The 13,319-nt window shown below is 75.5% G+C and carries 10 protein-coding genes; 5 read left to right on the top strand and 5 right to left on the bottom strand.

Annotated features, from left to right (window positions below; genetic code table 11):
• Positions 1-154 precede the first annotated feature (154 nt).
• The 4 genes from AB0G13_RS06935 (at position 155) to AB0G13_RS06920 (ending at position 5,128) form a co-directional block, all read left to right on the top strand.
• On the top strand, positions 155-3,658 hold the full coding sequence (locus AB0G13_RS06935; protein WP_357870028.1) for a nitrate- and nitrite sensing domain-containing protein: 3,504 nt from the start codon (positions 155-157) through the stop codon (positions 3,656-3,658).
• Positions 3,655-4,059: a roadblock/LC7 domain-containing protein gene (locus tag AB0G13_RS06930; RefSeq protein ID WP_067370442.1), complete on the top strand. Its 405-nt coding sequence runs from the start codon at positions 3,655-3,657 to the stop codon at positions 4,057-4,059. The genes AB0G13_RS06935 and AB0G13_RS06930 overlap by 4 nt, the downstream gene beginning before the upstream one ends.
• Before the next feature lie 96 nt (positions 4,060-4,155).
• The gene (locus AB0G13_RS06925; RefSeq protein ID WP_030329021.1) at positions 4,156-4,533 is read left to right on the top strand and encodes a DUF742 domain-containing protein; all 378 of its coding nucleotides are present in this window, start codon (positions 4,156-4,158) and stop codon (positions 4,531-4,533) included.
• Between the two features lies 1 nt (position 4,534).
• Complete coding sequence (locus AB0G13_RS06920; protein ID WP_357870025.1) at positions 4,535-5,128, top strand: ATP/GTP-binding protein; 594 nt, start codon at positions 4,535-4,537, stop codon at positions 5,126-5,128.
• Positions 5,129-5,437: 309 nt separating this feature from the next.
• On the opposite strand, the gene AB0G13_RS06915 is transcribed toward AB0G13_RS06920, so the two are convergent.
• The 3 genes from AB0G13_RS06915 to AB0G13_RS06905 form a co-directional block, all read right to left on the bottom strand.
• Complete coding sequence (locus tag AB0G13_RS06915) at positions 5,438-6,661, bottom strand: ABC transporter substrate-binding protein (RefSeq protein ID WP_357870023.1); 1,224 nt, start codon at positions 6,659-6,661, stop codon at positions 5,438-5,440.
• Between the two features lie 129 nt (positions 6,662-6,790).
• On the bottom strand, positions 6,791-9,307 hold the full coding sequence (locus tag AB0G13_RS06910) for a transposase (RefSeq protein ID WP_357870020.1): 2,517 nt from the start codon (positions 9,305-9,307) through the stop codon (positions 6,791-6,793).
• 40 nt (positions 9,308-9,347) lie between these two features.
• The gene (locus tag AB0G13_RS06905; RefSeq protein ID WP_357870017.1) at positions 9,348-10,298 is read right to left on the bottom strand and encodes a DNA primase; all 951 of its coding nucleotides are present in this window, start codon (positions 10,296-10,298) and stop codon (positions 9,348-9,350) included.
• 118 nt (positions 10,299-10,416) lie between these two features.
• Here AB0G13_RS06905 and AB0G13_RS06900 point away from each other — a divergent pair, with 118 nt between their 5' ends.
• Positions 10,417-10,755 (top strand): helix-turn-helix transcriptional regulator, encoded by a 339-nt coding sequence (locus AB0G13_RS06900; protein WP_357870013.1) that lies wholly within the window; start codon positions 10,417-10,419, stop codon positions 10,753-10,755.
• 53 nt (positions 10,756-10,808) lie between these two features.
• Here AB0G13_RS06900 and AB0G13_RS06895 read toward each other — a convergent pair whose 3' ends face one another.
• Positions 10,809-11,468, bottom strand: a complete 660-nt coding sequence (locus tag AB0G13_RS06895; protein WP_357870010.1) for a permease prefix domain 1-containing protein — start codon at positions 11,466-11,468, stop codon at positions 10,809-10,811.
• 91 nt (positions 11,469-11,559) lie between these two features.
• Positions 11,560-13,319: thiol reductant ABC exporter subunit CydC (gene cydC / locus AB0G13_RS06890; protein ID WP_357870008.1), on the bottom strand; the 1,760-nt coding region annotated here is incomplete at its 5' end.

Raw genomic sequence — 13,319 nt, 5'->3', positions numbered from 1 at the left:
TTGCATCAACATCTCATCACACCCCCGGCTGCGGCCAACCTGGGCTTTCTCTTTCAGGGGTAGCGTGATGGAATCTCGGATGGTCCGACCCCCAGGGTCGGCCGCTGGGCGTTGTCCAGGGGCAACGCAGTCCAGGAATCGCGAGGGCGGTGACGTGAGCAAACGGCCAAAGGCGGGGGGCTCCTTCCTGTCGCGTCTGCGCCGGCCGGGCGGTCGGCTCCGCGACATGCCGATCTGGTCCAAGCTCGGTCTCATCATGATCGTGCCGACCATCGCCACGGTGGTCGTGGGCACCAGCGGTCTGGTCGACCACCTGGAGACCCTCAACAACGCCAACCGGGCCGGCGACCTGGCCAACCTCGTCGGCTACTCGGGCAACCTGGTCGACACCCTCCAGGACGAGCGGACCAACGCGCTGCGCCTGCTGGGCGTGCCGCGCGGTCAGGACAACGCCCGCTACAAGCAGGCGTACGAGCAGGCCAACGCCCGCGTCGACGAGGCCAAGGGGCCGTACTCCCAGCAGCGGGCCGAGGTCGAGGACCTCCCGGCGAACCTGGACACCCTGCTGGGCGAGATCGACCAGACGCTGATCGACCTGCCCGGCACCCGGAGCCAGGTCTTCAACGGCAAGCTCGGGCTCGTCCCGGCCATGCAGGCGTACGACGGCCTGATCGACGACCTGATCAGCATCCGCGACTCGGCCACCCAGCTCGCCGGCGACAACGAGCTCAGCGACAAGATGCGCGCGTCGACGGCCACCGCCCGGAACAAGGAGTTCCTGTCCCGCCGCCGCGACGTGGTGCACCGGGCGTTCATCCAGCAGCGGCTCACCCCGAACCTGCGCAACGAGTACATCGCCACCAGCACCGGCTCCAGCCAGTGGCTGCAGAGCTTCCAGGTGGTGGCCAGCCAGCCGGAGCAGGAGTACTACGCCCAGGTGGTGGCCGGCCCCGACCTGCGCGAGGCGAACACCTACAACAGCTGGCTCAACGGCATCACCACCACCGACAGCCTCGCCGGCGCCCCGTTCGACGCGGACGAGTGGGACGCGGCGATGGTGGCCAACGCCAAGCTGATCCGCACGGTCGAGACGAAGATCGACCGCGAGGTCGTCTCGGGCGCCGAGGACCTGCGCTCCGGCGTGCAGCGCCAGGTGTTCCTGGAGACCGGCCTGCTGCTCAGCATGCTGCTCCTGGCGATCCTCTTCGCCTACCTGGTCGCCCGCTCGATGGCCCGCTCCCTGCGCGAGCTGCGTCAGGGCGCCCTCTCCATCGCCCAGTTCGGCCTGCCCCAGGCCGTCGCCCGGCTGCGTGACCCCAAGGTGACCGGTCAGCTCTCCCCGGTGCAGCTCGCCAACCAGATCGCCGAGCCGCTGCCGGTGCGCAGCAAGGACGAGTTCGGCCAGGTGACCGAGGCGTTCAACGCGGTCCACCTGGAGGCCGTCCGCACCGCCGCCGAGCAGGCCGCGCTGCGCGCGTCCGTCGCCACGATGTTCGTCAACCTGGCCCGCCGGTCGCAGATCCTCGTCGACCGCCTGATCGGTCACCTCGACCGGCTGGAGCGCGGCGAGGAGGACCCGGACCGGCTGGCCGAGCTGTTCCAGCTCGACCACCTGGCCACCCGGATGCGCCGCAACGACGAGAACCTGCTCGTGCTCGCCGGCGCCGACTCCACCCGCGTGCAGCGGGAGCCGGCCGCGCTGATCGACGTGCTCCGGGCGGCCCAGTCCGAGGTCGAGCACTACACCCGGATCGAGTTCGGGGTGATCGACCGGGACATCGAGGTCGCGGCGCACGCCGTGAACGACCTGGTCCACCTCGTCGCCGAGCTGTTCGACAACGCCACCGCCTTCTCGCCGCCGGACTCGCACGTCATGGTGGAGGCCCGGCGCGTCGGCGACCGCGCGTCGCTCTACGTGGAGGACCGGGGCATCGGGATCAGCCCCGACCAGCTCCACGACCTCAACGAGCGGCTCGCCAAGCCGCCGCAGGTGGACGTGGCCGTCTCGCGGATGATGGGTCTGGTCGTGGTCGCCCGCCTGGCGTCCCGGCACGGCGTCAAGGTCGAGCTGCGTCCGGGCACCGACCGGGGGACCGTCGCCGAGGTGGTCATGCCGACCTCGGTGCTCGTGCCCCGGGCGCTCTCCGGCCGTCCGCAGTCGCCCGGGCTGCCGCCGCCCGGCCCGCAGCCGCTCGGTCCGGCCCCGGCCTTCGGCGCGCTGGCGGCGCTCGGCAACGGCCCGACCAACCCGACGCCCACGCAGCGCGCCGGCGAGTCCGGCAACCAGGTCACCCTGGGCGGCCGGCCGTTCGACCCGGCGCCGCGCAACGGGGCCGGCACGCCGGCCTCGGCCGGCACGACGCGGTCCATGCCGGCCTGGTCCGATCTGACCGGCGCCAGCGGCTTCAACGGCGGCGAGGCCTTCCGGCCGCGCACCTCGAACGGCCAGCCGATCGACCCGCTGCCGCAGCGGCGGTCCGACGACCAGGACGCCACGGGCCAGCAGCAGGCCGTCCCGCGGCAGCTGCCCAGCAGCCCCGAGGCCCGGCCGTACTCCGTCCCGCCGGTCTCCGCGCCGCCCGTGCCCTACGCGGGCCCGCCGGTGTCGACGCCGCCGGCGCCCTACTCCGCGCCGCCGGTGTCCGGCCCGCCGGTCTCCGGCATGCCGGTCTCGGCGTCGCCCGTCTCCGGTCACCCGTACTCCGGCTCGCCCGTCTCGGCCCCGCCAAACGGTCCGCTGCCCCATCGTCAGGCCCCCGGCACGCCCGGGCCGAGCACGCCGGCGCCGCCCGCCTGGCCGCCGGTCGCCGGTGCGGACCGCGAGCCGGCGACCCCGCCGGTGCCCGAGCGTCTGGCCGCCGCGCTGGACATGACCACCGAACTGCCGCGGGTGTCGCGCTCCGGCGCGCCGACCCAGGCCCCCGCTCCGCAGGCGCCGGCCCCGGCCGCCCCGCAGGCGCGGCCCACCACGCCGCCGGCCCAGACCCCGCAGCGGTACGCGGACGAGACGATGGAGCTGCCGATCTTCCGGGAGCTCGAGTCGGCCTGGTTCCGTACCCGCCGCCCGGGGTCGGAGGAGGCGGCGGTGGCCGCCGTGAAGACGCCGACCGACGGTGGACCGACCCAGCAGTTCGACCGGGTCGACGCCGACGGTCGGGACGTGCAGCCGACACCACCCGGGACGACAGGTAACTCGCCGATGGCAGACACTCCGGCGGCCGGAGGAGCGCCGCGCGAGAACGGACCGACGGTCAACGGGGGTACCCGCCCCGGCGTCGCCGACAGCTTCGGTCACCGCCGGCCCTCGCAGCAGCAGACCACGGGTTGGCAGACCGCGGCCGACGACGGGTGGCGTGCCGCCTCGGCGGCGACCGAGGTGCCGGTCGCGGCGACCACCTCGACGGGGCTGCCCAAGCGCACCCCGATGGCGCAGCTGGTGCCCGGTGCGGTGGAGAAGCCCACCACCTCGGTGCAGCGGCGTACGCCGGAGGGTGTCCGGGGCCTGCTTTCGGCCTACCATCGGGGCGTGCAGCGGGGGCGTACGAACCCGTCGGACAGCAACCCGACCAGCCCGGAGGCGACTCCGGGAGGGCAGCAATCCTCGCAGTCTGGCTCAGGCCCGGTGGCCGGGAGCGGGCAGAAGGAGCAAGAACGATGACAACTACGCAGGATCTCGGTTGGCTGCTGGCCAACTTCGCCGACCGGGTACCCGGTGTCGCGCACGCGGTCGCCGTCTCCGCGGACGGACTGCTCCTCGCGTCGTCACGGGACCTCCCGCGTGACCGGGCCGATCAGCTGGCCGCGATCGCGTCCGGCCTGGTCAGCCTCACCCAGGGTGCGGCCCGCTGCTTCGAGGGAGGCGCGGTGCTGCAGACAGTGGTGGAGATGGACAATGGCTTCCTGTTCCTGATGTCCATCTCGGACGGGTCGTCGTTCGCGGTGCTCGCCGCCCGCAGCTGCGACGTGGGACAGGTCGGCTACGAGATGGCCCTGCTGGTCGACCGGGTGGGCGACGCGTTGACCCCGCAGCCACGTGCGGCTGCGGGGATGCTGGGCTGACGACCTGTTGACCCGTGAGGTCGGCGGGGCGACAACGACAACGACGACGGGCTCCATCCGGAGCCGGTGCCGGGTGCGAGGGAGGTGAGCGGCGACATGGCCGATCGTGACGAACCGACCGGAGCATTGGTCCGTCCATACGCCGTGACCCGTGGTCGTACCCGCCCCCGCCTCGACATCGCGCTGGAGGCGCTCGTCGAGACGACGGTGCGCGGCCGCGCCGCTGCCAATGGCAACGGCGGTCAGGGTCGCGAGCACCAGTACATCGCCGCGCTGTGTGATGGACGTGTGCAGTCGCTCGCCGAGATCGCGGCGCGGATGCAGCTCCCGCTCGGTGTGGCCCGGGTGCTCATCGCCGACATGGCGACGGACGGCCTGGTCGCGGTCCACGAGCCGACCATCTTGGACGACTCGGACGACGCGGTGGGCACTGAACTGCTGGAGAGGGTGCTGAGTGGACTTCGCAGGCTCTGACATGTCGCACCGCCCGCCGACCCCGAGTGGGCGCGTGACGTCGGCGAAGATCGTTATCGCCGGTGGATTCGGCGTCGGCAAGACGACGCTGGTCGGCTCGGTCTCGGAGATCACGCCGCTGACCACCGAGGCCATCATGACCTCCGCCGGCGTGGACGTCGACGACACCCGGCAGGTGCCGGGCAAGACGACGACCACGGTGGCGATGGACTTCGGCCGCATCTCGATCGACCGTGACCTGATCCTGTACCTGTTCGGTACACCGGGCCAGACCCGGTTCTGGTTCATGTGGGACGAGCTGGTCCGCGGCGCGATCGGCGCGGTCGTGCTGGTGGACACCCGCCGGCTGGCCGACTGCTTCGCGGCGATCGACTTCTTCGAGCACCGGCGGCTGCCGTACCTGGTGGCCATCAACTGCTTCGACGGGATGCAGTACCACGACCCGCAGGACGTCCGGGACGCGCTCGCGATCTCCGGCGACGTGCCGGTGGTGGCCTGCGACGCCCGTAACCGGGAGTCGACGAAGCACGTGCTGATCTCGCTGGTCGAGTACGTGCTGACCATGCGGCGCTCGCGCGCCGTCGCGCCGGCCTGATCGACGCGACCGCGCCCGGTGACGGCCTCGGCCGCCACCGGGCGCTCGTCGCTGCCCGCGCCACGGCGTCGACGACCGCGCCCGCGCCTCGGCGCGAACGCCCACGCCGTGCGCCGGCCTCTCGCGCCCCCACGGCCGGCGGGGCGCCGCCTGCGTCACGGCCTGCGGGGCTCTGCCCGCGTCACGGCCGGAGGGACTCTGCCCGCGGCACGGCCGGGAGGAGGCTGCCGGGTCACCAGGAGCGGGCGGCCTGCGCGGCGACGGGCCGGCGCCGGGAGAGCGGGTCGCTGTCGTTGGCCGCGGCGCGGGTCAGGAGACCCGCGTCCAGGCACCCGCGCTGATTGTGTAGACGCCGAGCGAGCCCTGGTCCATGCCGCCGTGCCGGATGGGGGTGAAGGAGTACATCCCCGCCATCCCCTCGGTGACCTGGTTCTGCAGGAACGCCCGGATCCGTCCACGGTCGACGCTGGTGGAGAGCCGCGCCGCGTCGGCGATCAGCTGCACCGCGTCGGACGCGTACGGGGCGAAGCCGCTGAACCCGCCGTGCAGCTGGACGTAGCGGTAGACGAACTCCTTGCGGTCCAACGCGGACATCGTGGTGTTGGCGAGCATCGCCCCGCCCAGCGAGGTCGGGTGGACGGCGTACGCGCCCTCCATGAGGGCCGCGTTCCCGCCCTCCAGGGTCTGCTCGGCCACCGCGCCCGCGTCGAGGAAGACCGGCCCGTCGTAGCCGGCCCGGCGCAGCGCCTCGACGGCGGCGGCCGAGTCCGGGGCGGTCGCCCACACCACCACCCCGTCGGGGCGCGAGCCCGCCGCCGCGCGGGCCGCTCGGTGGAGGTCCCCGCCGGTGCGGGGTAGCCGGGTGGGGGAGGCCAGCGCCACCCCCGCCGTACGCAGGGCCGCTGTCATCGCCCGTACGCCGGAGTCGCCGTGCAGGCCGTCCGCGGCCAGCAGCGCCACCCGGGAGAGCCGCTGCGAGGCGATGAGCCGGGCGAGCCGTCGGGCCATGTCGCCGGCGTCCGGAGTCATCTTGTAGACGTACGTCCGCTGCGGCAGCGGCAGCACGATCCCGTCGCCGAAGGCGAGGGAGAGGAACGGCACCCGCTCCTTCTGCGCGACTCCGACCAGGGCCATCGAGGTCTCGGCCAGGGTGCCGCCGATCAGGGCGTGCACGCCGGTGTCGCGGGCCAGCCCGGTGGCCTGCCGCGCCGCCAGCGCCGGATCGCCGGCGTTGTCCCGCACCTCCAGCCGTACGGCGCGGCGCAGGTCGCCGATCGGCACCCCGTTGGCGTTGAGCGACTCGAGGGTGATCTCCAGTGCCCGTTGCTGGAGGACGCCGAGGGCGGCGCCGGGACCGGTCAGCTCCAGGCTGACCCCGACCAGCAGTTCCTGACCACTCGGCGCGACCGTCCTGACGGGATCGCCCTCGCCCGCCTCGCCGCGCCCGCAGGCGCTGAGCAGGAGCGTGCCCGCCGTCGCGGCCAGCAGGCCGCGACGGGTGAACGCGGAGGGGCTGGTTGCCGATGTCGCCATGAGTCGCCTTCCCACCCGGCGACCCCTGCCGCCGGCTGTTCCGCCGGTATGCTCCCGGCCGCCGCGAGGCGGCGTCAAATTATCCGGGTGTGGGCAGGAACACGCAGGTGGGAGGCGGTTTTCCGGCGATCAGGAGCGGTAGCCGGCGGAGCGGTACTCGTATTCCCGGTCGTCGTCGCGGTCGCCCGTGTCGCGGGTGAAGTCCCAGCCGCCGGCGGCCTCCCGACCGGGCCGGCCGCCGACCGCGAACCCGCCGATCTCCTGCCCCCGGCGCCAGCCGCGGAAGTAGCCGGTGGTGTTCTCGGCGAGGCTCGCCGCGTCGCGGACGATCCGCAGTGGCCGCTCCTCCCGCAGCGGGGAGCCGGGGACGAGGTTGGCCTGGGGGACCCGCTTGGGCAGCCCGGCCGGGGTCTCGGCACCGACCGCCGGGCGGGCGGCCTGCTCGGCCGCCTGCCAGCCGGTGTCGGCCGTGGTGGACCAGTCCAGGTCGGACTCGTCGTCGTGCCCCACGAACCAGGCGGACTTGGCCTGGGCGAAGATCAGCAGGTCGCCGTCGCCCTCGTCGGACACGGGCGGGGGACGGCGCTCCATCGGGGGCGCCGGCCGGTACTCCGCCACCGGCCGCTCGTCGCGGGACGTCGGCCGGTAGTCGGTCACCGGCCGCTCCTCACGGGCCGCCGGCCGCTCGTCACGGGCCGCCGGCCGCTCGTCACGGGCCGCCGGCCGCTCGTCACGGGGGACAGGCCGGCCACTGCGCGCGGCCTCCTCACGGTCGACCAGCCGCAGCGGGGGCGTCTCGGGCTGCGCGTCGGCAGCCGGGCCCGTACCGCCGCGCAGCGCGCGGTCGGCCAGCGGCGGCGGCTCGACCAGCCGCAGCACCGGGGGCTCCTGGGGCAGGTCGTCGGCCAGCCACGGCGGGGTGACCCGGCGCTCCGCCCCCGGATCGGTCGGGGCGTCGACGCCGCGCCCGCCGCGGTCGCCGTAGGCGCCGGCGACCGGGTTCTTGGCGGAGCTGTCGGCCGGGTTCTCCGGGTTGTTGACCAGCGGCCAGTTGGCCCGGGAGCCGGGGGGAGCGGGCTCCGCCCGGGCGGCCGGGGGAGCGGACTCCTGACCCGGTCGGGGCGTGGGCACGGGAACGCTGAGGTCGGTGGCGCTGAAGCCGCCCGTGGGCGTGGCCGGCTCGCTGCCGGTCTTCGGGCGGGGCGGGATCACCGTGCGCTGCCGCTCGGCGCGGGCGCTCTGGATCGCCGCGGTGGTCAGGGTGGGGCGGAACGGCTCCCCCGCCTCGGCGGGCGGCACCGTGCCCCGCTGTGCCGGGGCGATGGGGGTGATGCCCGGCGGCGGGGGCGGCGGCGCGGACACCGGGCGGTTGGTCGGGCCGTCGATCCGGCTCGGCAGCGACCCGGGTCGCGAGGGGGGCGCGGAGATCGGGGGACCCGCGACTGCGGCCGGCGTCACCGGCGTCGGCGCGACCGGGGGCGGGGTGACGGGGGCCGGTGCGACCGGCGGCGGGCCGAGCGGCCGGGGGGCCGGGGGCGGCGTCGGGCCGGAGACGGGCTCGGGCCGGCTCCGCCGGCCACCGGTCGGGGCGGGCTCGAGCTCGGCGGGCCGGAGGGGACGTGGGCCGGTGCCGGCGAGACCGGGCAGGCCGCCGGTGGGGGCGAGATTGGGGGCGTCGCCGAGGGGCTCGCCGTGTCGGGTCGCGGCGCGGCGCCCCGGGGCCGGTGCGGCGGGTGTGCCGGCCCGGTCGTTGAGCGCGCCGACCAGAGCCTGGCAGCCGGCGTCGCAGGCCCGGACGGAGGCGACCGCCTGCCGCACGGTGTCCGCCACGGCGGAGGTGAGGGCGCGGTTGACGGTGGCGCGCCGGGGCGTCTCGCTGATGGCCACCCGCAGGGCGGTCACCGCCGAGGTGAGTTGGTCGGCGTCGGCGACCCCGTCGGCGGCGAGCCGCGTCGCGACCGCCTCGGCGGGGACCGGGGCGTCGCCCTCGCGGCCCACGGTGCCGCTCAGCATGCCGGGCTCGGGCAACGCGTCCAACACGGCCAGCGAGACCGGCTCGGCCGGGTCCGGGTACGCGCGCAACGCGGCCGGGTAGAGCTCGCGGAGCACCTCCCGCAGCGCGACGGCGGCGGAGTGCCGGCCGCTGGCCAGGGCGGCGTGCGCGGCGAGGACCTGCTTGTAGCCGGCGAGGTCCCGAGGAGCCGGGAGGGTGACGGCGGAGAGGGCGCCGGCCTGCAGGGCGCGGGCCAGGCCGACGGCGCGCCGCTCGGCCGGGGGCGACTGCATCTCCTCCAGGGAGTCGTCGTCGGCGAACCGCTCGGCGAAGTCGTCGACCGAGTCGTCGTCGGCGATCGCCAGTGGACGACCGGCGGCGCTGAGCAGCGAGGTGACCGTGTGGTCGTCGCTGTCGGCGGCGATGGCCGCACCGCTCGGCCCGCCCGACCGCTCCACGAGCAGCGCGACCAGCTGGGCGTAGCCAGCGGGGTCGTCGCCGATCTCGCAGACATGCAGCAGACGGCCTGCGTCGTCGACCACAGCGGACGTCAGCGTCGAACCGGCCGAAACCGGTCGGTCGGCCGGATCCGCCGAGGCCAGACCGCAGTACACGCGCACGAGCGCCACGGCGTCGTCCTCCTCCCGGGACACAAGGCTTTCACTGCCAGAGACTGATGCTCCCCGTAAAGGGTCAGTCGCGCCAGTCCACGACCGCAGAGATCTTGCCGACAATGGTGCGCCAACCCAGACTTGCGGTTTGTGCCCCGATTTTCTTCAGTCGGCGCCGACCGAAGAACCCGCCGACCCCGCCGTCGACCGTGGCGCGCAGCGCCTCGTCCAGGTCGTCCAGACTGGAGCCGGCGGAGAGCATGTCCAGCACCGCGGGCAGCCGCAGCGCGTACGCCAGGTCGCGGGCCACCTCGCCGGCCTCGATGAGCAGCGTCGGGTCCCAGGTGTCGTGCCCGCCGCGGAGGTTCTCCACCACCAGGTCGAGCTCGTAGATGTCCTCGTCGAGCGGCGCGACGTCGGCCGGCTCCACCCGTTCGGACAGTTCGTTCCAGCTGTCCAGCTGAGACAGGTCGTTGGGCGCCCCGGAACGGATGAAACTGACCAGCGACTCGGGCGTCTTGAAGAGCAGCAGCTTTCCCCGGTGGCTGAGGAAGACCGGAACCTCCTCGTCGCCCGCCTCGTCCTCGTCCTCGTCCTCGGACTCCGGCTCGGCGTCCTCGTCGTCGGTCGCGTCGCGGCGGCGGCCCTTGGCCTCCTCCTCGTCGCTCTCGGCGAACTCCTGGGCGACCTCCTCGTCGAGGATGACGACGGCCTCGTCGTCGTCCTCGTCCTCCTCCACGACCTGGCGGCGGGCCAGGAACGGGTCGTCCTGGTCGCGCTCGGCGACGTCGGTCGGGGTCAGCTCCCGCGCCGGCCGGTACGCCCGCAGCGTGTAGCCGGTGCCGGCGGGCAGCGCGATTTCCACCGGGTCGATCCGCAGCTCGTCCCAGAGGGCGCGGGCGGCCTCGGCAGAGACGGTTGCGGTGCCGGACTCGGCCGGGGCGTCGGCGTCGTCGAGCTCGGGCTCGTCGGCGTCGGGCCGTTGGGGCGACTGGCGGGCCACGCTGACCTCCGTGTGCTTCGGGTTGCCCACCCGCCGGCGTCCGCCGCCGACGAGTGACTCTGGGCACATACCCTAGTGGGCGTCTCCGGGAGACCGGTGCCCGCACCCCGGTGGCGGACCGGGCCGCCGACAAGTAGCGTTGCTACACATGAAGGCCCAGGCGCTGCACGGCCACCTCGACGCGCTGCTGCTCGCGGTGCTCGAGCAGGGTTCGCTGCACGGCTACGCGATCATCGAGGCGTTGCGCAACCGCAGCGACGGCCAGCTCGACCTGCCGACCGGCACCATCTACCCGGCGCTGCGCCGGCTGGAGCGGGCCGGCCACGTGGCCAGCACCTGGAGCACCGTCAACGGGCGGGAGCGGCGGACGTACCAACTCACCGACGAGGGCCGGCGGGCGCTGGCCGGCGAGCGGTCGGGGTGGCACGAGTTCCGCTCCACCGTCGGCCGGTTCCTCGACACCGACGCGCCGGCCACGCCGGCCTGACTGCCGCCGGCCGCGCCGGCCCGACCAGGCCCGGCCCGGCCCGGCCCAGGAGCTCAGCGGGCGGCGAGCAGCCAGGTGCGGGCGGCCCGGCCGAGCCAGAGATAGCCGGCGGCGGCCGCCACCGCACCGATGATCATTGGGGGCCAGGTGAGCGCGGCGTCCCAGAGGCCGACCGACCACGCGAAGAGGGCCGAGCCGGCCAGCACGCCGAGGGCGAGGACCCCGGTGAGGGCCGCCCCCACCGCCCGGTCGGCGGCACCGCCGCGCAGCGCCGACCGGCCGGCCCGCAGCAGCCCGATCGCGGCCAGCACGAACGCCACCGCCCAGATCCAGTCCACCGACGCCGACAGCAGCTGGTAGGCGGCCGGCGGCGGGGAGCCGCCCCAGCTCGACCCCTGCCAGGTGAGGTCACCGGCGACGAACGCGACCGCGGCGAGCGCGATGACCCGTAGCGACAGCCCGCGCAGCGCACCCGCCGCGAGCTCCGCCTGGTAGGCCGGGGCGAGCTGCGCCGGCGAGCCGAACTCGGCCACCGCCCGGCGCTGCGCCTCCGTCGCCGGCAGCCCGTCCGCCCGGTACGCGTCGACGGCGTCCAGCAGCCCGTGCCGCGCCTCGGTCAGCAGGTCCGACTTCAGCCGGCGCGGTCCCCGCAGGTGCGCGCCCAGCTCCCGCAGCCGTTCCTCCACCGTCGTCGCGTCGTTCTCGCCCCGCATGGCCCCACCCTGTCACGGGCCGCCGCCGGGCGTCGTCGGGGAGAACCCTGGCCCGACCCGGAACCGGCGGGCGGGGGAGGTCGGACTCAGGTCAGGGGCGCAGCGCCAGGTACCCGCGTTCGGCCGCCTCCTGGATCAGCCACTGGTCCCGGTACCAGCCGGGGGCGGCGACCAGCTCGGCGTGCCGGCCGCGCTGGGCCACCCGCCCGGCGTCCAGGACCACGATCTCGTCCAACTCGGCGAGCCCGCTGAGCCGGTGGCTGATCAGCAGCACGGAGTGCCCGGCCGGGGCGGCCGCCAGCGCGGAGGCGAGCACCGCGTCGGCGGCGGCGGGGTCGAGCCCCTCGGTCGGCTCGTCGAGCACCAGCACACCCGGCGCCGCGAGCAGCGCCCGGGCCAGCGCGAGCCGCTGCCGCTGGCCGCCGGAGAGCTGGCCGCCCTCCTCGCCGACCACGGTGTCCCAGCCGTCCGGCTGCTCACGTACCCAGTCCAGCAGCCCGGCCGCCGCGGTCGCCGTCGCCAGCCGTTCCTCGTCGGCGTCGGGCCGCCCCAGCAGCAGGTTCTCCCGCACGGAGGCGTGGAAGACGTACGCCTCGGCGAGCAGCCCCCCGACGGCGCGGGGCAGCCCCTCGGCCCGGTACGCCGACAGCTCCCGCCCGTCCAGGGTGACCCGCCCGTGCGCGGGGCGCACCGCGCCGGTGAGGACGGCGGCCAGGGTGCTCTTGCCGGCGCCGCTGGGCCCGACCACCGCCACCCGGCGGCCGGGCGGCAGCTCCAGGCTGAACCCGTCCAGGGCGGGCGGGGCGCCCTCCCGGTACCGGACGGTGACGTCCTCGAACCGCACGTCGTACGGCCCGGGGCCGACCGGTGCGCCGTCGGGCGCGGCCGGACCCGCCGGGGCGTCCAGCAGGGCGGCGACCCGGGTCAGGCCGGTCCGCAGCTGGGTCCACTGCCGGGCCGCCCCGACCAGCGCCAGCGCGATCTCCACGGCGGCCAGCGTGCCGACCGCCAGGACGCCGACCAGCACCCCGTCCACGCCGTCGGCGAGCGCGGCGAGCACCACCGCGCCGGCGGTCAGCCCGGCCACCAGCATCCCGGCCGCGTCGACCGCGAAGCCGGTGGCGGCGAGCCGCCGCTCCAACCGGGCCAGCCGCCGGGCCCGTGCCCCGGCCGCCTCCAGCGCGTGCCCGGTGGCCCCGAACGCGGCCAGGTCGGCGGCCCCGTGGATGAGGTCGACCGCGTCGGTGGCGAGGGCGCCGCGCAGCGGCGCCAGCTCGGCGGCGGCGCGCCGGGTCAGCGCGGTGGCGAGTGCGGGCAGCGCGACCCCGGCGACCAGCAGCCCGACCGCGAGCACCCCGGCGGCGGCCGGCGACATCAGCGCCGCCCCGCCGACCGCGAGCACGCTGACCAGCGCCGCCGCCGAGGCCGGCACCAGCACCCGCAGCAGCAGGTCCTGGACCGCCTCCACGTCGGAGACGAGCCGGCTCAGCGCGTCGCCGGAGCGCTGCCGCGCCGTCGGGCGGGCGGCGAGGGTGCCGAAGACCCGGGCCCGGACGTCGGTGACCAGCCGCAGCACGGCGTCGTGCCCGGCGAGCCGTTCGGTGTAGCGGAGCACGCCCCGGCTGATCGCAAGCGCCCGGACCGCCACGATCGCCACGGTGAGGCGGTCCAGCGGGGGGCGGCCGGCGGCGCTCATCAGCAGCCAGGTCGCGGTGGCCATCAGGGCGAGGCCGGCGAACTCGGTGGCGGCGGCGAGTAGCCCGGCCCCGAGCAGCCGGTTCAGGTACGGCCGGGCCAGCCGCAGCACGGCCCGCTCGGCGGAGCCGGCCCGGCCCCGCGCGGCCCGAGATC

This window comes from Micromonospora sp. NPDC023633 (assembly GCF_040640035.1).
Lineage (GTDB): Bacteria > Actinomycetota > Actinomycetes > Mycobacteriales > Micromonosporaceae > Micromonospora.
The sequence above is the reverse complement of the archived record's forward strand: the minus strand, read 5'-3'. Positions and strand labels throughout refer to the sequence as shown.

Excerpts from the sequence above, each read along its gene's own strand:
- AB0G13_RS06930 (WP_067370442.1), top strand. The coding sequence starts at position 3,655 with ATGACAACTACGCAGGATCTCGGTTGGCTGCTGGCCAACTTCGCCGAC.
- AB0G13_RS06900 (WP_357870013.1), top strand. The coding sequence starts at position 10,417 with ATGAAGGCCCAGGCGCTGCACGGCCACCTCGACGCGCTGCTGCTCGCG.
- AB0G13_RS06915 (WP_357870023.1), bottom strand. The coding sequence starts at position 6,661 with ATGGCGACATCGGCAACCAGCCCCTCCGCGTTCACCCGTCGCGGCCTG.
- AB0G13_RS06925 (WP_030329021.1), top strand. The coding sequence starts at position 4,156 with ATGGCCGATCGTGACGAACCGACCGGAGCATTGGTCCGTCCATACGCC.
- AB0G13_RS06920 (WP_357870025.1), top strand. The coding sequence starts at position 4,535 with ATGTCGCACCGCCCGCCGACCCCGAGTGGGCGCGTGACGTCGGCGAAG.
- AB0G13_RS06895 (WP_357870010.1), bottom strand. The coding sequence starts at position 11,468 with ATGCGGGGCGAGAACGACGCGACGACGGTGGAGGAACGGCTGCGGGAG.